The organism is Isoptericola sp. NPDC057391 (assembly GCF_042668085.1).
In the GTDB taxonomy this organism is placed as follows: Bacteria; Actinomycetota; Actinomycetes; order Actinomycetales; family Cellulomonadaceae; genus Isoptericola.
Genome location: NZ_JBHVBO010000069.1, coordinates 1 through 18683, shown reverse-complemented (window position 1 = coordinate 18683; position 18683 = coordinate 1). Strand labels below are relative to the sequence as shown.

The window sequence follows — 18683 nt, the reverse complement described above, 5'->3', positions numbered from 1 at the left end:
CCGACACGCGCCGCGCGCCGCCCGGTCGGAGCCGGGCGGCGCGCGGGCGGTGGTGCGTGGCGTGGTGACCTGGGTGGTGATCTTTGTGGTGGCCCGTGGGGTGTGTGCGTGCCTCGCTCACGCGTGCCGCGGTCGGTGCAGCGGGGGCACCGCGGGCCGGCGCCGGGGCTCCGCCGGATCGGCCGGTCCCGACGGCTCCGTGCCCGCGACAGCGTCCCGGAGCGCGCGGCGCGAGGCGCGGAGCTCGTGCGCCAGGCGGCGCAGCGCGACCTCGCGCTCGAGCTCCTCCTGGCGGCGCTCGAAGAGCATGTCGTACACGTGCGGATCCATGATGTCCTCCAGCCGGGTGTCGTGACACGGCTAGGGAGGAGGGCGCCCGGCCGTCCGTACACGACTGCTCAGGGCATGTGTACAGGTGCGTCGGGCGACGTCAGGCGAGGTCCTCGCGCGCGACGACCGCCGCCTCGGTGCGGGTGGACACCCCGAGCTTGCGCAGGATGGCGGAGACGTGCACCGACGCCGTCTTGCGGCTGATGAACAGCCGCTCGGCGATCTGCCCGTTCGTCAGGCCCTCGGCGACGAGCGCGAGCACCTGGCGCTCGCGGTCGGTGAGCGCGCGGTCGGGCCGCCGGGCGCGGCCGGTGCCGCGGCCGAGGCCCGCGCCGTCGAGCAGCGCACGCGCCTGGTCGCCCACGAGGCCGCAGCCGATCTCGTCCGCCGCCTCGACGGCGGCGTCGAGCCGCTCGCGCGCCGCGGCCCGGTCGCCCGCCTCCAGCAGCGAGGCGCCGTCGCGGTACAGGGCGTACGGCCGCAGGTGCACGGGCCCGTCGGCGGCGACGACGGCCTCCCACGAGCCGTCGCCGAGCTCGGCGGCGAAGAGGGCCGCCCACGTCGGGTAGGTCGGCCACAGGGTGCACGTCTCGAGCGCCGCACGGTAGGGCGCGACGTCCACCTCGCGCCCGGCCCGCCGGGCGCGGTCGAGCACGCGCGCGGCGACGGCGAGGGTCGTGAGCCGGTAGTACGGGCCGAGCGCGCCCGGGGCGATCGCCAGGCTCACGAGGTCGAGCGCGTCGTCCAGGTCGTCGCGCAGCAGGGCGAGCTCGGCCAGCGTGGCCGACACCCGGGCCCGGATCTGCTCCTCGACGCGCCCGAAGCGCCGCCACGTCGCCCGGTGCGCCCGGGCGCGGGCCTGCGCGGCGTCGACGTCTCCGCGCCACATCGTCAGCCAGGTCCACCGCTCGCCCAGGTAGACGGAGTAGTCGCTGAGGTCGATGAGCGGCACCGACCGCTCGTACCACGCCGCCGCGTCGTCCCACCGCCCCGAGCCGATCCACGCCTCCGCGATGTTCCCCTCCAGCATCGCGCGCGTGGCCCAACCCGCGCCGAGGGCGCGGGCGATCCGGGCGCCGGAGCCGGCGAGGCGCTCCGCCTCGGCGAACCGGGCGAGCTTGAGCTGGATGTCCGACGCGTTCGTGTAGTAGTGGCACTGGGCGCGCCAGTCGTCCCCCGCGACCTCGTGGGAGCGCTCGAGCTCGTCCAGGGCGTCGAGGTCGCCGTTGTCCAGGCGGCTCATCGCGCGCAGGTTGAGGGCCAGGGAGGCGTTCTGGTGGTCGCCGACCGCCGTCGCGGCCGCGAGCGCCTCTCCGGCGGTGGTGATCGCCTCGTCGTGGCGGTGGTCCATCATCGCGTTCCGTGCCTTGAGCCGGAGCAGCGGCGCCCGGCCGGCGTGGTCGTCCTCCGGCAGCAGGGCCAGTGCCTCGTCGAGCATCGCGTCCGAGTCCGGGTCGCCCGCCTTGCCGAGGATGTGGGCGAGGGTCGACAGCGCCTGGGCCCGGCCGGCGGGGTCGCCGGCGGGCCAGTCCGAGACCGCCTCGCGGGCCAGCCCGGCCGCGCGGTCGATCTGCGCGGCGTCCTGCAGGGCGACCGACACGTGACGCAGCAGGGCGGCGCGGTGCAACCCGGCGACGCTCTCGGCGTCGGGCACCAGCTCCCAGAGCTCGAGCGCGCGTTCGCCGGCGGCGGCGACCACGGCGGAGGCGGCCTGCCCGTAGGTCTCGGGGACCGCGACCACCTCGACCGCGGAGGCGAGCGCGCGGTCCGGCAGGCGGGCTCGCCACCAGTGGTCGGCCGCGGCCGCGATCCGCGCGAGCGTGCGATCGCCGTCCTCGAGCGCGCTCGCGCACGCCGCGTGCAGCCGGCGCGACTCGCCGGGCAGGAGCTCGGCGTCGACGGACTCCTGGATGAGCGCGTGCCGGAAGCGATAGCCGTCGGCGTCCGCCACGAGCACGTGCGCGTCGACCGCCTCCCGGGCGGCCGCCTCGGCGTCGTCGAGGCCGCCCTCGCCGAGCATCGCGACCAGCAGCTCGTGCGGGGCCCGCTGGCCCGCCGCGGCGACGGTGCGGCAGAAGCGCTGGGCGGCGTCGCTGAGGGAGGAGTAGCGCAGCAGCAGCAGCTCCCGCAGCGAGTCGGGCAGCGCGTCGCCGGCGAAGTCGGCCAGCTCCTCGGCGTAGAACGGCACGCCCTCGCTACGCTCCACGAGCTCGCCGAGCACCACGCCGGGGAGGTCGGGGGCGTCGGGACGCCTCGAGACGAGAGACGAGAACAACCGCGTCGCCTCGGCGGCGTCGAGCCGCGGCACCTCGACGCGGGTCGCGAGGCGCGACCGGTCCAGCTCCGCCAGGGTGGTGCGCAGGGGGTGGCGCCGCCCGACGTCGTCGCTGCGGTAGGTGGCGACCACGAGCAGGGTGGTGGCGGGCGCGGTGCGCGCCAGCCGGGCGAGCACGGTGCGGGTCACGTCGTCGGACCAGTGCAGGTCCTCGAGGACGAGGACGACGGGGCGGTCGGCCGCGAGCGTGGTGGCGAGGTCGGCCAGCACCTCGGGCAGGCGCCCGGTGTCGACGTCGCGCCGCACGTCCACGAGGCGGGGCGCCAGGACGCCGAGCGCGTCGGCGGCGGGGCCCGCGGCCGCGAGGGTCGCCTCCGGGCCGAGCGCGTCGACGACGTCCGACAGGACGCCGGTGAGCGCCGCATAGGGGAGGGGGCCCGAGCCGGAGTCGGCGCACTGCCCGTGCAGCACCAGCGGGGCAGCCTCGCCGACGCCCACCTCCGCGAGGAACTCGGCCACGAGACGCGTCTTGCCGATGCCCGCCTCGCCACCGACGACGACCACGCCGCCCGAGCCTGCGCGGGCATCCGCGTACGCCTCGCGCAGGGAGGTCAGCTCGGCGGAGCGGCCGACGAGCGGCGAGGGGGCGGTGGGGGTGGGCACGTCGCCATCGTGCCAGGCCGGAGGGGATGCCGCCGCGCCCGTCCGGGAGGCCGCGGCGTCGGGGGTGGCGGTCACTGCGGCCAGGGCCGGACCAGACCGGCGGGCAGCTCCCAGGGGCGGTGGGTCGCGCGACGACGGCGCGCGGTCGTCCGACGGCGGGCGCGACGTGCCCGCCGTGCGGCGGTCCGTGCCTCCGCCTCGCGGCGCACCGCCTCCTCGAGGTCCGCCTGCCGGGCGCGGAACTCGTCGTAGTACAGGTACTCGTTCATCACCGGTCTCCTTCTCCGCTCGGCGTCGTCCGGTCCGGACGTCCGCCGGTGGTTCCAGACTGGGTTCCTGAGGTAGCCGGACGGATCGGTCAGGTGCCGGATCTTCGCGGGGCGGGGTACCTCAGACGGTCGCTGCAGTACCTCAGCGCGGGACGACGGGCGGCGCGGCGGGCGGGGACGGCGCGCTCGGGCGGTCGGTCCGGCGTGTCGGGGCCGGGTCCCGCGGACCGTCGGCGAGCCCGCGTAGGATGGCACTCGGGACCTGAGAGTGCTAAGGGTTCGGCGCCACCCGTCCGGACCCGACCCGACCCGAGGAGGACCGTGAGCGAGGAACGCCGCCTGGCCGTGCTCCGCGCGATCGTGGAGGACTACGTCCACACGCGCGAGCCCGTGGGGTCGCGCGTGCTCACGGAGCGGCACGGCCTCGGGGTCTCGCCCGCCACGATCCGCAACGACATGGCGGCGCTGGAGGAGGCCGGGTACATCGCCCAGCCGCACACCTCCGCCGGCCGGATCCCGACCGACAAGGGCTACCGCCTCTTCGTCGACCGGCTCGCGGAGGTGCGTCCGCTCACCAGCCCGCAGCGCCGGGCGATCGAGACGTTCCTGTCCGAGGCGATCGACATGGATGACGTGCTCGGCCGTGCCGGGCGGCTCATCGCCCAGCTCACCGGCCAGGTCGCGGTGGTCCAGTACCCGTCGCTGCGGCTCGCGGGGCTCCGCCACCTCGAGCTCGTCCCCGTGGGCGGCGCGCGGCTGCTGGTCGTGGTGATCAGCGACGCCGGCCGCGTGGAGCAGCGGTTCCTCGACGTCGGCGCCGGACCGGGGGCGGAGCCCGCGGTCGTCGCCGTGGACGCCCCCGCCGGCCCGGAGCCCGCCCCCGGCGCCCTCGACGAGGGCACGCTGAGCGAGCTGCGCGCGCGACTCAACGCCGCCGCGGCGGGCAAGGGGCTCGCGGACCTGCCCGGCGCCTTCGCGCGCGTCGTGGCCGGGGTGGACGCGGCCCTGGCGCCGCTGGCCCGCGGCATCGCCGACCTCGTGGTCGACACGCTCGGCGCGCAGCGCGAGGACCGCATCGTCCTGGCCGGCACCGCCAACCTCGCCCGGGCCGAGATGCGGTTCGAGCAGGGGCTGAGCCCCGTGCTCGAGGCGCTCGAGGAGCAGGTCGTGCTGCTCGGGCTCCTCACCGAGCTGGCGGCCGAGCCCGTCGGCCGGGGCGGCGGGGTCGGTGTCCGCATCGGGCACGAGAACCGCCTCGACGGCCTCGCGGAGACCTCCGTCGTCGCCTCCGGCTACGGCGGCGACGGCGACACCGTGGCGATCCTGGGGTCCATCGGCCCCACCCGGATGGACTATCCGGGCACGATCGCCTCCGTGCGGGCCGTCGCCCGCTACCTGTCCCGGGTGCTGCCCGGCTGACCGCCCTCGCGGCGGCACCCTCTGAACCAGCCGACCTGACCGTGCACGTCACCGACACGTCACCGAAGAGAGACCTGTGACCGACTACTACGAGATCCTGGGCGTCCCCCGCGACGCCTCGGCCGAGCAGATCAAGAAGTCGTACCGCAAGCTCGCCCGCGAGCTGCACCCCGACGTCGCCGGGGAGGCCGGCGAGGAACGCTTCAAGGACGTCGCCCGCGCCTACGAGGTGCTGTCCAACCCGGACAAGCGCCAGCAGTACGACATGGGCGTCGACCCGAGCTCGCCGGCGGGCGGCGCGGGCGCCGGCTTCGGCAACGGCTTCGGCTTCCAAGACATCTTCGAGACGTTCTTCGGCGGCGGCGGCCAGCCCGCCGGGCCCGTGCCGCGCGCCCGCCGCGGCCAGGACGCCCTCGTGCGGATGGACATCGACCTCGCGGAGGCGGCGTTCGGCGCCAAGCGCGAGCTCCAGGTCGACACCGCCGTCGTGTGCGGCACCTGCGGTGGCAACGGCTGCCGGCCCGGCACCGACCTCAAGACCTGCGACGTCTGCCACGGCCGCGGCAACGTGCAGCGCGTGGCGCGCTCCTTCCTCGGCCAGGTCATGACGACGGCGCCGTGCGCCGCCTGCCAGGGCTTCGGCACGGTCATCCCGGAGCCGTGCGCCGACTGCTCCGGCGAGGGTCGGGTGCGCTCGCGCCGCACGCTGACGGTCAACGTGCCCGCCGGCGTCGACACCGGCACGCGCATCAAGCTCACCTCGCAGGGCGAGGTCGGCCCCGGGGGCGGCCCCGCGGGCGACCTGTACGTCGAGATCCGCGAGAAGCCGCACGACACGTTCGTGCGCCGCGGCGACGACCTGCACTGCACGCTCCAGGTGCCGATGACGGCGGCCGCGCTCGGCACCGTGCTGGACCTCGAGACGCTGGACGGCGAGCAGGAGATCGACCTGCGGCCGGGCACCCAGCCGGGGCAGGTCGTGACGCTCAAGGGCCTGGGCGTCGGGCACCTGCACGCCGGCGGTCGCGGCGACCTCAACGTGCACGTCGAGGTCCAGGTGCCCACCGGCCTGGACGACGAGCAGACCGAGCTGCTGCGCTCGCTGGCCACGCTGCGCGGCGAGGAGCGGCCCGAGCCGCGGCTCTCCGCCGCGCACCCGGGCGTGTTCTCGCGGCTGCGCGACAAGCTGAGCGGCCGCTGACGTGAGGGCGAGGGGTCTTCGGGGAGGGAGCACGCCGTGAGCGCGCCGGTGTTCCTCGCCGACGGCGGTGCGCTCGGCGCGCTCGGGCCCGGCGACCTCTACGTGCTCGACGGCGCGGAGGGGCGGCACGCGGGCGTCGTGCAGCGGCGCGGTCCGGGCGAGCGCCTGGACGTCGTCGACGGCGCGGGCACGCGGCTGCGCTGCGTGGTCGCCGCCGTCGAGGGCGGGGAGGTGCGTCTGCGCGTCGAGGAGGTCGTCACGGAGGCGGCCCCGGGCGTGGTGCTGACCCTGGTGCAGGCCCTCGCGAAGGGGGACCGGGACGAGCTGGCAGTCGAGGCCGCGGTCGAGGTCGGCGTCGACGCGGTGGTGCCGTGGCAGGCCGACCGGTCGGTGGTCGTGTGGCGCGGGCAGCGCGCGGCGAAGTCCCGCGCCAAGTGGGTGGCCACCGTGCGCTCCGCGGTGAAGCAGGCGCGGCGCGCCTGCCTGCCGCCGGTGGCGGAGCCCGTCACCACGCGTCAGCTCGCCGGCCGCGTGCGCGAGGCGGTCGCCGCGGGCGGTGCCGCCGTCGTGCTGCACGAGGACGCCACGACGGCGCTCGCGGACGTCACGCTCCCCACGCCGTCGGCGGGCGGGCCCGTCGAGGCCCCGGCGCTGCTCGTCGTCGTCGGGCCCGAGGGCGGGATCTCCGACGCGGAGGTCGCCGCGCTCGAGGAGGCCGGCGCGGTGACCGCGCGGCTCGGGCCGCACGTGCTGCGCACGTCCACGGCCGGGCCGGTCGCCGTCGCGCTGCTCAGCGAACGGCTCGGGCGCTGGGCCTGACCCGGACCGACGGCACGCGGCCACGGTGCGCGGTAACGTCCGGGGCATGACGAGCGCGCCCAGCACCGACTGCCTGTTCTGCAAGATCGTCGCCGGGGACCTGCCGGCGGACGTGGTCGCGAGCACCGACCGCGTGATCGCGTTCCGGGACATCGACCCGAAGGCGCCCGTGCACGTGCTGGTGGTGCCGAGGGAGCACCACGGCGACGTCGCGACGCTCGCCGCGGCCGACCCGGCCCTGCTCGCCGAGGTGGTGGCGATGGCCGACCGGGTGGCCGGCGACCTCGCCGACGGCCAGTACCGGTTCCTCTTCAACTCCGGCCCGCGCGCCGGGCAGAGCGTGTTCCACGTGCACGGCCACGTCCTCGCGGGCGCCCAGCTGGGCTGGACGCCCGCCTGAAATCCGCTGTCCCGTCCGCCGAGCCTCGATAGACTCGAGTCCTCAGCTCGTCCTGAGCACCGTCCTCGCACCGTCTTCCGAAGGAGGGCCCCGGCGGCAGCCGGCCTATGACATCGACACCCCACACCGCCCCCGGCACGCCCGGCGCGCACGCGGAACGGTCCACCGAGCACCGCATCGTGGTGCCGCCGCACGTGCCGATGGTGGCGCTGCTGGGCAGCAGGGACTCCGTGCTGCGGGCCGTGGAGGACGGCTTCCCCGGCGTCGACGTGCACGCCCGCGGCAACGAGATCGTCGTCAGCGGACCGGCCGGCGAGGTCGCCCTGGTCTCCCGCCTCCTCGACGAGCTGGTCGAGGTGGTCGAGTCCGGCACGCCGCTCACCCCCGAGGTGGTGGCGCGGTCGGTGCAGATGCTCACCGCCGCGTCCGTGCAGCGCCCGGCCGAGGTGCTCACCTTCAACATCCTGTCCAGCCGCGGCCGCACGATCCGGCCGAAGACGGTGGGGCAGAAGCGCTACGTCGAGGCGATCGACGCCAACACCATCACGTTCGGCATCGGCCCCGCGGGCACCGGCAAGACCTACCTCGCGATGGCCAAGGCCGTGCAGGCGCTGCAGGCCAAGCGCGTCAACCGCATCGTGCTCACGCGCCCGGCCGTGGAGGCGGGGGAGAAGCTCGGCTTCCTGCCCGGCTCCCTGTCGGACAAGATCGACCCGTACCTGCGCCCGCTGTACGACGCGCTGCACGACATGATGGACCCCGACGCCATCCCGCGGCTCATCGAGGCGGGCACGATCGAGGTGGCGCCGCTGGCCTACATGCGGGGCAGGACGGTGAACGACTCCTTCCTCATCCTCGACGAGGCGCAGAACACCTCCGCCGAGCAGATGAAGATGTTCCTCACGCGCCTGGGATTCGGCTCGACGATGGTCATCACGGGCGACGCCACGCAGGTCGACCTGCCCGGCGGCACGACGTCGGGCCTGCGGGTGGTCGAGGACATCCTCACCGGGGTCGACGACGTCGAGTTCTGCCGGCTGACCTCGGCGGACGTGGTGCGGCACAAGCTGGTGAGCGACATCATCGACGCGTACGCGCGCTGGGACGTCGCCACGGCGCGCCCGGGTCAGGGCAAGCAGGGGCAGGGACGGCAGGGCCGCGGCCCGCAGGAGCGAGGGGCACGCCGGTGAGCATCGAGGCTGCGGCCAGTGGACGGGGCGAGCGCCCATGAGCATCGAGGTCGCGAACGAGTCCGGGGTCGAGGTGGACGAGGCGGAGTTCGCCGCGCTCGGCCGGTTCGTGCTGGACACGCTGCACGTGCACCCGCGCAGCGAGCTGTCGATCATGTTCGTCGACACCGCCGTGATGACCGAGCTGCACGTGCAGTGGATGGACGAGCCGGGCCCCACGGACGTGCTCTCCTTCCCGATGGACGAGCTGCGGCCGGGCCGCGAGGGCGAGGAGACGCCGCCGGGCACGCTCGGCGACGTCGTGCTCTGCCCGGAGGTGGCGGCCCAGCAGGCGACGGTGGCGGGGCACTCGACCGCCGAGGAGCTGCTGCTGCTCACCACGCACGGCATCCTGCACCTGCTCGGGTACGACCACGCCGAGCCGGAGGAGGAGAAGGAGATGTTCGCGCTGCAGCGTCGCCTCCTGCTCACCTTCCTCGCCGGCCGGTGACGGCGACCACGGACCGGGCGGTGGCCTGATGGACGGACCGGAGCTGCTGCTGGCGCTCGTGGCGGCGGTCGCGCTCGCGCTGGCGGGCATGCTGTCCGCCGGGGAGGCCGCGGTGCTGCGGATCACGCGCACCTCGGTCGCGGACGCCGTCGTCGAGGCGGAGACGTCCGAGGACCTCACCGCCACGGCCCGCCGCACCCGCCTCGCCCGGCTGCGCGCCGTGCAGGGTCTCGTCGTGGACCCGCCCGCCGCGGTCGCGGCGTTCGCCCTGGTGCGGGTCTTCGCCGAGACGGTGGCGCTCGCGGCCGCGACGCTGATGATCGCGGACTGGTTCGACACCTGGTGGCAGGTGCTGCTCGTCGCCGGCGTGGTGGGGCTCGCGGCGGGCGTCGTCTTCGTCCGGCTCAGCCCGCGCGCGCTCGGCCTGCGCCGCCCGCTGCCCGTGCTCGTCGCGCTCGCCGGCCCGCTGTCGGCCGTGCACCGCGGCGCCGCGTGGCTCACCGACCGCACGTCCGACCGCAACGGCCGCGCGCCGGAGCGCGACGGCGAGCACGACCCGGGCGAGGACGCGCTGCGCGAGGTCGCCGAGCGGGTGCGCGACAACGAGGCGATCGAGGACGCCGAGCGCGAGCTCATCCGGTCGGTCGTCGAGCTGGGCGGCACCCTGACCCGCGAGGTCATGGTGCCGCGCACCGACATGGTGACGGTCGCCGCGACGACGCCGCTGCGCAAGGCCATGCGGCTCTTCCTCCGCTCGGGGTACTCGCGCGTGCCGGTCGTCGGGGAGGAGGTGGACGACCTCGTGGGCGTCGCCTACCTCAAGGACGTCGCCCGCGTGCTGGAGAACGAGCCCTCGGCCGCGGACCGTCCGGTGGTGGAGGTCGCCCGGGACGCCGTCTTCGTCCCGGAGTCCAAGCCCGCGGACGAGCTGCTGCGCGAGATGCAGGCCTCCCGCTCCCACATCGCCGTCGTCGTCGACGAGTACGGCGGCATCGCCGGGCTCGTCACCGTCGAGGACGTCATCGAGGAGCTCGTCGGCGAGCTGACCGACGAGCACGACACCGCCCCGGAGCTCGAGCCGGAGGACCTGGGCGACGGCACGTTCCTGGTCTCCGCGCGGATGCCCGTCGACGAGCTCGGCGAGCTGTTCGACCTGCGCCTCGACGACGACGACGTGGACACCGCGGGCGGCCTGCTCGCCAAGGCCCTCGGCAAGGTGCCGCTCACGGGCGCGACGGCGGACGTCGGAGGGCTGCACCTCGTGGCGGACCGCGTCGAGGGCCGCCGCAAGCAGCTCGCCACCCTCCGGGTGCGCCGCACGATCCCTTCCGCCCACGACCAGGACGACCCAGCAGCGGGTGGCGAGCACGCCACGCCGCCAGACCAGAAGGAAGCACACGCATGACCACCGAGCGCCACCATCCCTCCGTCGTCGGACCGCACGACGAGGGCGACACCCACCGCTCCGGCTTCGCCTGCCTCGTGGGGCGGCCCAACGTCGGCAAGTCGACGCTCACCAACGCGCTGGTGGGGGAGAAGGTCGCGATCATGTCCGCGCGCCCCCAGACCACGCGGCACACGATCCGGGGCATCGTGCACCGGGACGACGCCCAGCTGGTCCTGGTCGACACCCCGGGCCTGCACCGCCCGCGCACGCTGCTCGGCGAGCGGCTCAACGCCCTGGTGCAGGACACGCTTGGCGAGGTCGACGTCATCGCGTTCTGCCTCCCGGCCGACCAGAAGATCGGCCCCGGTGACCGGTACATCGCCTCCCAGCTCGCCCCCCTGATGGAGGGCCGGCGCGCCGTGCCCGTCGTCGCCGTCGTCACGAAGTCCGACCTCGTGGACCGCGGGCGCCTCGCGGAGCACCTCCTGGCCGTCGACGAGCTCGCCCGCTCGGTCGACCGCGACTGGTCGGCGATCGTGCCCGTGTCCGCTCGCGACGGGTACCAGGTGGACGAGCTGACCGACGTGCTGGTCGCGCACCTGCCCGCCGGGCCCGAGCTCTACCCGGGTGGAGAGCTCACGGACGAGCCGGAGCAGGTCATGGTCGCCGAGCTGGTGCGCGAGGCCGCGCTCGAGGGCGTCCGCGACGAGCTGCCGCACTCGCTCGCCGTCGTGGTCGAGGAGATCCTCGAGCGCGAGGGCACCGGCGACCCCGAGCGGGGGAAGCCGCCGCTCCTGGACGTGCGCGTCAACCTGTTCGTGGAGCGCGAGAGCCAGAAGGCGATCGTCATCGGCAAGGGCGGGTCGCGGCTGCGGGAGGTCGGCACCAGCGCCCGCAAGGGGATCGAGAAGCTGCTCGGCACCCGCGTGTACCTCGACCTGCACGTCAAGGTGGCCAAGGACTGGCAGCGCGACCCCAAGCAGCTGCAGCGCCTCGGCTTCTGACGGCACGCGGGCGGGGGCCCCGGGTCCCGGGGGACGTCCCCCGAGGTCGCGGGGGAATTCCCTGCCGTCCCGGCCGACCGCGCCGAGTAGCATCGCTGCGTGGTGTTCCGGACTATTGCGACGACGGCGGCGATCCTGGTGGGCCTGGCACTGACCGGGGCGGTGGCCGGCCCGCAGTGGGACCCGGTGCCCGTGACGGACCATCTCGTCCCGGCCACCGACGACACCGCGATCGGTGGCGTCGCCCCCGGCACCGACCTCGGCGAGGTCGGCGAGTTCGAGGTCCGCGAGACGGCCGTGACCATCCCGCTCGAGGGCACCGTCGTCGGCGGGCTGCTGCGCCAGCCGCTGGGCGACGACGGCGCCCTGCTGGCCGACCGGCCCGGCGTCGTCTACGTGCACGGCGCCGGCACGGGCAAGTCCACGGAGGCCTTCACCGAGTCGGCCACCGCCCTCGCGAGCGCGGGCGTCGTGACGCTCGTGCCCGACAAGCGGCTGGACACCTACACGACCCGGGACCGGGACTACGTGGCGATGGCCGCGGACTACCAGCACTCGGTCGACCTGCTGCGCACGATCGACGGCGTCGACCCCGAGCAGGTCGGCGTCTACGGGGAGTCGGAGGGCACCTGGATCGTGCCGGTCATGCAGGCGGAGGACCCGACCATCGCGTACACGATCCTCGTGTCGGCGCCGGTGGTGCCGCCCCGCCAGCAGGCCGCGTTCGCGGTCGACAGCTACCTGCGCAACACCGGTGTGCCCGAGCAGGTCTTCCGCGCCATCCCGCGCGCGGTGGGCATGCAGCTGCCCGGGGGCGGCTTCGAGTACGCCGACTTCGACGTCCGACCGTGGCTCGAGCAGCAGACCGCCCCCGTCCTCGTGGTCTACGGCACCGCCGACCCGTCGATGCCGATCGAGCAGGGCGCCCGGCAGGTCATCGCCGACACCGCGGTGAACGGCGACGACGCCCCGGTCACCGTGCGCTACTACGCCGGGGCCAACCACGGCATCAACGTGGCGGTGGACGGCGGCATGCACCTGCACCCGGACTTCGCGCGCGACGTCGCCACCTGGGTCCAGGGGATGCCGGCCACGGCCGACGCGGCGCCGCGGATCGCCGGGGACACGCCCAACCAGCTCTACCTCGCCTCCGCCGTCCCGCAGCCGCGGTGGTGGGGCAACGGGGACATCGTGGTGGGGGCGGTGATCGCGGGCGCCGCGCTGCTGCTGGTCGGCCCCCTGGTGTGGGGCGTCCACGCGCTGGTGCGCCGCGCGGTCCTACGGCGGTCGTCGGTCGCCGCGCCTCGCCTCGCCCGCGGCCTCCGGTCGTCGCTGCTCGGGCTCGGCCTCGGGTCGGTGGCGACGATGGTCGCCCTCGTCGTGTACCTCCTGGCGGTGGCGCGCCTCGCCCTCGACTACCAGCGCGACGACCTCGTCGTGCAGGGCGGCTGGATCGCCGTGCGCCTCCTCGGGGTCGCGACCGCGGTCGCCGCCGCGCTGGTGATCCGGCGGGTGGCCGACGCCCGGACGGAGCGCCGGGCGGGGGCCGACGTCGTGGTCGTCGCGCGCGGCTGGCCCGCGGTGCTGACCTTCTGGTGCACCCTGGCGGGCTCGCTCGCGCTCCTGGGCACCCTGGCGTACTGGGGCGTGTATCAGCTCGGCATCTGAGGGCGGCGTGTGCGCACCGTGTGGGGGAGCGGCGACGGTGTGACCGACCCGTCCGCGCGGGAGACGACGCGGAGGGCCGGCGTCGGGTAGAAACGGGTGCGGGGGCACGATGGCCCGGTCCCCTTCGGATCCCAGCCCTGGAGACGCACGCATGACCGACCCCGACACCCTCGACGCCCCCGAGCAGGAGCGCTCGCCGTTCGGCGGTGTGACGGTCCGGGAGCTCGTGCGCGACGTGGTGGCCGCGTTCGCGCTGCTCGTCGCCCTCCCGCTGCCGTGGGACCACGCCCACCGGGGCAGCGACCGGCTCGAGATCGTGCTGGTGACCGTCCTCGCGCTCCTCGCGGTCGCCGCCCCGTACCTGCGCCGTGGCGGCGTCGGCCCGTCGTCGTGGGACGTGCTGACCTCGCGCCGCACGGTGGCGCTCGCCTGCGTGCCCTACGCGGTCGTCGCGGTCGTGTACCTGGTGCTGGACGCCCTCGCCCCGGCGGACGCCGCGGGCGGCGTCGGCGCCGGGCTCGCCGTCGGCCTCGCGGGCGCCGCGCTCGCGGCCGCGCCGCGGTGGGTGCACACCCCCGCGGTCGTGGCGGGCGTCGTCGCGGTCGGGACCCTGGCCACCCCGGTCGCGGCGCTCGTGCAGGGCGCTCCCTGGGCGGTGTCCGTGGTCGGCCTCCTCAACGCCCTCGTGGTGCTGGGCGTGCTGTGGTTCACCGTCGGCACGTACCTGCGCTCGGGCGACCTCGCCTCCGGCTACGTGCTGCTGGCGCTGGGCGGCGCCGTCGCGCTCGAGCTGGTGCTCTTCGCGGGGGGCAACGTGGACCCGTGGTTCGAGAGCGTGCACGAGCAGCGCCTCGGCCTCCTGCTCCTCCCGGTCGTCGCGGGGGTCACGGCGCGCCGCATCGTCGACGACGCCGCGGCCACCGCGGACGAGCCCGACGACGTCCGCGCGGCGCGCTGGGTGGCCGTCGCGCTGCGCGCCCTGGGCCTGGTCGCCCTGGTCGCGGCGTTCGTCGCCCTCGTGGCGCTGCTGCTGATCGTGGCCGACGGCGTGAGCGTGGGTCGTGTGCTGCGCCTCGTCGTCGGCGTGCTGATGGTGGGGGTGGCGGTCGCCGCGCGGCGCTCGCTCGCGCGCGACCCGCGCGCCGGTCACGCCACAGCGGTCGGCGCCACGTGCGTGATCGTCGTGCTCGGGCTGGTGATCGTCGTCGCGCGCGCCGGCCTGGGCACGCAGTCCAACGTGGAGGAGCTGCTGGTCGCGTTCGGTCTGCCGGCCGTCGCGCTCGCCGTCCTGCTCGTGCCGCCGTCGGTCCGCGCGCTCGTCGCGTCGGCGCCCGAGGCGGTCGAGCCCGAGGCACCCGAGCCCGGGACGGTCGAGCACCCGGTCGAGCCCGTGTCGGTCGCGCCCGAGCGGTCCGACCCGGCGCCCTCAGGGGCCACGCCGGCCGCCCACGCGCCCTCGCAGCCTGCGCCGTCCGACGCCGCCCCCTCGCAGCCCGCGCCGTCCGACGCCGCGCCCCGCCCGGCCGCCCGCCCCGTCGACGCGACCCAGCAGATGGAGCCCGTGCGGGCCGTCCAGGCGCCCGACTCCACGCAGGTGCTCCCGCCCGTGCAGGCGGCGCCCGCGCAGGCGCCGGGCTGGTCCGTCGCCCAGGCGATGGACCCGTCGACGCCGCTCGCGGACCTCGCGCGGATCTCGGCGGAGGCGCCGCACCTGCGCTCGTACGTGGCCGCGAACCCCTCGACGTACCCGGCGCTGCTGGACTGGCTCGGCGCCCTCGGCGACCCCGCCGTGGACGCCGCGCTGCGCTCCCGGCGCTAGGTCAATACGCTGCGGCAAGGCGGGCGTCCGGCCGGATCCTGGACGCCTCAGGCGATGCCCTGACGAAGGTGTACGGTGGCAGCGTGCAGCGCACGGTGAGCCTTCTCCTTCGGTGCCGCGGCGGGGCCCTCTAAGGCCGGACCCCCGTCGCGGAGGTTGTGGCGCGCCGGCCGACTGGTCATGACCGACGACCCCACCCGGGACGTCGGTCACCGAGCCCCCACCGAAGGACGCGACACCATGCAGAACCATCACCCCCAGGGCATCGCCGGCGCCAACCCCCAGCGCCCCTCCGGGATGCCGTACACGCGCTACCTTCCGTTCCACGAGCAGATCGTCGTCGACCTGCCGGACCGGACCTGGCCCGACAAGCGCATCACGAAGGCCCCCCGCTGGTGCGCCGTCGACCTGCGCGACGGCAACCAGGCGCTGATCGAGCCGATGGACGCCGAGCGCAAGCTGCGGATGTTCGACCTGCTCGTGCAGATGGGCTACAAGGAGATCGAGGTCGGCTTCCCGTCCGCGTCGCAGACGGACTTCGACTTCGTCCGTCAGCTCATCGACACCGGACGCATCCCCGACGACGTGGTCATCCAGGTGCTCACGCAGTGCCGCGACCACCTCATCGAGCGCACCTACGACGCCATCCGGGGCGCCAAGCAGGCGATCGTGCACATCTACAACTCGACGTCGATCCTGCAGCGCGAGGTCGTCTTCCGCAGCGACATGGACGGCATCGTCGACATTGCCCTGCAGGCCGCGCGCCTGTGCCGCAAGCTCGAGGAGACCATCCCCGAGACCACGGTGTACTACGAGTACTCGCCGGAGTCGTACACCGGCACGGAGCTCGAGTTCGCCGCCCGCATCTGCAACGAGGTGCTGGAGGTGCTGGAGCCCACGGCCGAGCGCCCGGTGATCGTCAACCTGCCCGCGACCGTCGAGATGGCCACCCCGAACGTCTACGCCGACTCGATCGAGTGGATGAACCGGAACCTCGCCTTCCGCGAGCACGTGGTGCTGTCGCTGCACCCCCACAACGACCGCGGCACCGCCGTCGCCGCCGCGGAGCTCGGCTACCAGGCCGGCGCCGACCGCATCGAGGGGTGCCTGTTCGGCAACGGCGAGCGTACCGGCAACGTCGACCTGGTGACCCTCGGCATGAACCTGTTCAGCCAGGGCGTCGACCCGCAGATCGACTTCACCGTCGGCGGCGGCATCGACGGAATCCGCCGCACGGTCGAGCACTGCAACCAGATCCCCGTGCACGAGCGGCACCCGTACGTGGGCGACCTCGTCTTCACGGCGTTCTCCGGCTCCCACCAGGACGCGATCAAGAAGGGCTTCGAGCACATGGCGGCCCGCGCGGAGGCGGAGGGCAAGCCGGTCGACGAGCTCACCTGGGGCGTGCCGTACCTGCCGATCGACCCGAAGGACGTGGGCCGGTCGTACGAGGCCGTCATCCGCGTGAACTCGCAGTCCGGCAAGGGCGGCATCGCGTACCTGCTGTCCACCGAGCACTCGCTGGACCTGCCGCGCCGGCTGCAGATCGAGTTCTCCGGCGTCGTGCAGCGGTTCACCGACGCGGAGGGCAGCGAGGTCACCGGCTCCGACATCTGGCGCATCTTCAGCGACGAGTACCTGCCCGTCGAGGTCCACGACCCGCGCGGCCTGGAGCCGTGGGGGCGCCTGCGGCTGCGGGAGACCCGCACGACGTCGGCCGAGGGCGGCGCCACCGCGCTCGCCGTGGACGTCCTCGACCAGGGCGTGGAGCACACGCTGGAGGGCACCGGCAACGGGCCGCTCGCCGCGTTCGTGGACGCGATCTCGAAGGTCGGCGTGGACGTGCGGGTGCTGGACTACGCCGAGCACGCCCTGTCCGAGGGCGGCGACGCCACCGCCGCGGCCTACGTCGAGTGCCAGGTGGGCGACGACGTCCTGTGGGGCGTCGGCATCGACCCGTCGATCACGACCGCGTCCCTCAAGGCGGTCGTCTCCGCCGTGAACCGGGCCGCCCGCGGCTGACCCGCTCCCGCAACCTGTCAGAGCCACGTCGGGCTGTGCCCGACGTGGCTCTGACAGTTCCGGCTCCCCGCGAGTCGTCAGAGTCAGGAAGGGCTATACGCCGTCGTGGCTCTGACAACTCTCGTGGGTGGGGGCTGAGAGAATGGGCCCGTGCCCCTGTACCGAGACGACGCGATCGTGCTGCGCACCCACAAGCTGGGCGAGGCCGACCGGATCGTCACGTTCCTCACCCGTGAGCACGGCAAGGTGCGCGGGGTCGGGCGCGGGGTGCGGCGCACGTCGTCGCGCTTCGGCGCGCGGCTGGAGCCGTTCATGGTGGTCGACGTGCAGCTGCACTCCGGGCGCAACCTCGACACCGTCACCCAGGTGGAGACGGTGGGCCCGTACGCCCGCGCCATCTGCGAGGACTACGCGCTGTACACGTCCGGCGCGGCGATGCTCGAGGCCGCCGACCGGCTGGTCGCCGCGGAGCACGAGCCCGCCGTGCAGCAGTACTGGCTGCTCGCCGGCGCGCTCCGGGCGCTGGCCGAGCGCGCGCACGCGCCGGGGCTGGTGCTCGACTCCTACCTGCTGCGAGGGCTCGCCGTCGCCGGCTGGGCGCCGTCGTTCACCGACTGCGCCCGCTGCGGCGAGCCGGGGCCGCACCACGCGTTCTCCGTGGGCCAGGGCGGGGCCGTGTGCTCCCGCTGCCGGCCGCCCGGCTCCACCGCCCCCGCGCCGGAGACGTTCGCGCTGCTCGGCGCCCTGCTCGGCGGCGACTGGGAGACGGCGGACGCCGCGGAGCAGCGGCACCGCACCGAGGCCTCGGGCCTCGTCGCCGCCTACTCCCAGTACTACCTGGAGCGCACGCTGCGCTCGTTGCGCATGATCGAGCGCGCCTGACACCGAGAGAGAGACCTGATGCCCCGTTCGTCCGGCGAGTACGCCGAGCCCTACCCGCACCCCTCGGGCGCGACGCCGCCGAACATCCCCGCCCAGTTCGTGCCGAACCACGTGGCGATCGTCATGGACGGCAACGGCAGGTGGGCCAACGCGCGCGGGCTGCCGCGCGTGGAGGGGCACAAGCAGGGGGAGAAGTCCCTGCTCGACGTCGTGGCCGGCGCCGTGCAGATCGGCGTCAAGCACGTCTCCGCGTACGCGTTCAGCACCGAGAACTGGAAGCGGTCGCCGGACGAGGTGAAGTTCCTCATGAACTTCAACCGCGACGTCATCCGGCGGCGTCGCGACGAGATGTCGTCGTGGGGCGTGCGCATCCGCTGGGCCGGCCGCCGGCCGAAGCTGTGGGGATCGGTGATCAAGGAGCTGCAGGTCGCCGAGGAGATGACCCGGGAGAACGACCGCTGCACGCTGACGATGTGCGTCAACTACGGCGGACGGGCGGAGATTGCCGACGCCGCGGCCGCCATCGCCCGCGACGCGGCGGCGGGCAAGCTGAACCCGGCGCGCGTCACGGAGAAGACGGTCCAGAGCTACCTCGACGAGCCCGACCTGCCGGACGTCGACCTGTTCCTGCGCTCGTCCGGGGAGCAGCGCACGTCCAACTTCATGATCTGGCAGGCCGCGTACGCCGAGATGGTCTTCCTCCCGGAGCCGTGGCCCGACGTCGACAGGCGGCACCTGTGGCGCGCGGTGGAGGAGTTCGCCCGCCGCGACCGCCGCTACGGCGGCGCCGTCGACACCCCCGACGCGGGCTGAGCCGAGCAGAAACCCCCGCCCGGTCGCGAGAC

16 protein-coding genes are annotated in these 18683 nt (G+C 74.8%); 13 read left to right on the top strand and 3 right to left on the bottom strand.

What is annotated here, in order from left to right; all coding sequences use genetic code 11:
- Positions 1-117: 117 nt before the first annotated feature.
- From ACFUVW_RS10850 to ACFUVW_RS10840, 3 genes are all read right to left on the bottom strand, one after another.
- Entirely contained in the window at positions 118-330 is a 213-nt protein-coding gene (locus ACFUVW_RS10850; protein ID WP_430571338.1) for a hypothetical protein, read from the bottom strand.
- A gap of 100 nt (positions 331-430) precedes the next feature.
- On the bottom strand, positions 431-3268 hold the full coding sequence (locus tag ACFUVW_RS10845; RefSeq protein ID WP_430571337.1) for an AAA family ATPase: 2838 nt from the start codon (positions 3266-3268) through the stop codon (positions 431-433).
- A 71-nt stretch (positions 3269-3339) separates the two neighbouring features.
- On the bottom strand, positions 3340-3537 hold the full coding sequence (locus ACFUVW_RS10840) for a hypothetical protein (RefSeq protein ID WP_430571336.1): 198 nt from the start codon (positions 3535-3537) through the stop codon (positions 3340-3342).
- Between the two features lie 321 nt (positions 3538-3858).
- Here ACFUVW_RS10840 and ACFUVW_RS10835 point away from each other — a divergent pair, with 321 nt between their 5' ends.
- From ACFUVW_RS10835 to ACFUVW_RS10775, 13 genes are all read left to right on the top strand, one after another.
- Positions 3859-4956, top strand: a complete 1098-nt coding sequence (locus tag ACFUVW_RS10835; protein WP_430571335.1) for an HrcA family transcriptional regulator — start codon at positions 3859-3861, stop codon at positions 4954-4956.
- 76 nt (positions 4957-5032) lie between these two features.
- Complete coding sequence (dnaJ, locus tag ACFUVW_RS10830; RefSeq protein WP_430571334.1) at positions 5033-6157, top strand: molecular chaperone DnaJ; 1125 nt, start codon at positions 5033-5035, stop codon at positions 6155-6157.
- A 36-nt stretch (positions 6158-6193) separates the two neighbouring features.
- Positions 6194-6976, top strand: a complete 783-nt coding sequence (locus ACFUVW_RS10825; RefSeq protein ID WP_430571333.1) for a 16S rRNA (uracil(1498)-N(3))-methyltransferase — start codon at positions 6194-6196, stop codon at positions 6974-6976.
- 46 nt (positions 6977-7022) lie between these two features.
- Positions 7023-7376, top strand: coding sequence for an HIT domain-containing protein (locus tag ACFUVW_RS10820; protein ID WP_430571332.1), 354 nt, complete (start codon positions 7023-7025; stop codon positions 7374-7376).
- Between the two features lie 107 nt (positions 7377-7483).
- Entirely contained in the window at positions 7484-8566 is a 1083-nt protein-coding gene (locus ACFUVW_RS10815; RefSeq protein ID WP_430571331.1) for a PhoH family protein, read from the top strand.
- Positions 8567-8603: 37 nt separating this feature from the next.
- A complete protein-coding gene (ybeY, locus tag ACFUVW_RS10810) occupies positions 8604-9056 on the top strand; it encodes an rRNA maturation RNase YbeY (protein WP_430571330.1) in 453 nt (150 codons plus the stop codon).
- Between the two features lie 28 nt (positions 9057-9084).
- Positions 9085-10461: a hemolysin family protein gene (locus tag ACFUVW_RS10805; RefSeq protein ID WP_430571329.1), complete on the top strand. Its 1377-nt coding sequence runs from the start codon at positions 9085-9087 to the stop codon at positions 10459-10461.
- Complete coding sequence (era, locus tag ACFUVW_RS10800; RefSeq protein WP_430571328.1) at positions 10458-11447, top strand: GTPase Era; 990 nt, start codon at positions 10458-10460, stop codon at positions 11445-11447. The genes ACFUVW_RS10805 and era overlap by 4 nt, the downstream gene beginning before the upstream one ends.
- Before the next feature lie 99 nt (positions 11448-11546).
- A complete protein-coding gene (locus tag ACFUVW_RS10795; RefSeq protein ID WP_430571327.1) occupies positions 11547-13115 on the top strand; it encodes an alpha/beta hydrolase family protein in 1569 nt (522 codons plus the stop codon).
- Positions 13116-13266: 151 nt separating this feature from the next.
- Positions 13267-14934: a hypothetical protein gene (locus ACFUVW_RS10790; protein WP_430571326.1), complete on the top strand. Its 1668-nt coding sequence runs from the start codon at positions 13267-13269 to the stop codon at positions 14932-14934.
- 240 nt (positions 14935-15174) lie between these two features.
- Positions 15175-16956 (top strand): 2-isopropylmalate synthase, encoded by a 1782-nt coding sequence (leuA, locus tag ACFUVW_RS10785; protein ID WP_430571325.1) that lies wholly within the window; start codon positions 15175-15177, stop codon positions 16954-16956.
- A gap of 150 nt (positions 16957-17106) precedes the next feature.
- Positions 17107-17838, top strand: a complete 732-nt coding sequence (gene recO / locus ACFUVW_RS10780; protein WP_430571324.1) for a DNA repair protein RecO — start codon at positions 17107-17109, stop codon at positions 17836-17838.
- Positions 17839-17856: 18 nt separating this feature from the next.
- The gene (locus tag ACFUVW_RS10775; RefSeq protein WP_430571323.1) at positions 17857-18651 is read left to right on the top strand and encodes an isoprenyl transferase; all 795 of its coding nucleotides are present in this window, start codon (positions 17857-17859) and stop codon (positions 18649-18651) included.
- Positions 18652-18683 lie beyond the last annotated feature (32 nt).

What these genes read in the sequence shown, in the direction of transcription:
- ACFUVW_RS10850 (WP_430571338.1), bottom strand. Translation starts at nt 330, where the DNA reads ATGGATCCGCACGTGTACGACATGCTCTTCGAGCGCCGCCAGGAGGAG.
- ACFUVW_RS10840 (WP_430571336.1), bottom strand. Translation starts at nt 3,537, where the DNA reads ATGAACGAGTACCTGTACTACGACGAGTTCCGCGCCCGGCAGGCGGAC.
- ACFUVW_RS10820 (WP_430571332.1), top strand. Translation starts at nt 7,023, where the DNA reads ATGACGAGCGCGCCCAGCACCGACTGCCTGTTCTGCAAGATCGTCGCC.
- ACFUVW_RS10815 (WP_430571331.1), top strand. Translation starts at nt 7,484, where the DNA reads ATGACATCGACACCCCACACCGCCCCCGGCACGCCCGGCGCGCACGCG.
- ybeY (WP_430571330.1), top strand. Translation starts at nt 8,604, where the DNA reads ATGAGCATCGAGGTCGCGAACGAGTCCGGGGTCGAGGTGGACGAGGCG.
- ACFUVW_RS10805 (WP_430571329.1), top strand. Translation starts at nt 9,085, where the DNA reads ATGGACGGACCGGAGCTGCTGCTGGCGCTCGTGGCGGCGGTCGCGCTC.
- era (WP_430571328.1), top strand. Translation starts at nt 10,458, where the DNA reads ATGACCACCGAGCGCCACCATCCCTCCGTCGTCGGACCGCACGACGAG.
- ACFUVW_RS10790 (WP_430571326.1), top strand. Translation starts at nt 13,267, where the DNA reads ATGACCGACCCCGACACCCTCGACGCCCCCGAGCAGGAGCGCTCGCCG.
- leuA (WP_430571325.1), top strand. Translation starts at nt 15,175, where the DNA reads ATGCAGAACCATCACCCCCAGGGCATCGCCGGCGCCAACCCCCAGCGC.
- ACFUVW_RS10775 (WP_430571323.1), top strand. Translation starts at nt 17,857, where the DNA reads ATGCCCCGTTCGTCCGGCGAGTACGCCGAGCCCTACCCGCACCCCTCG.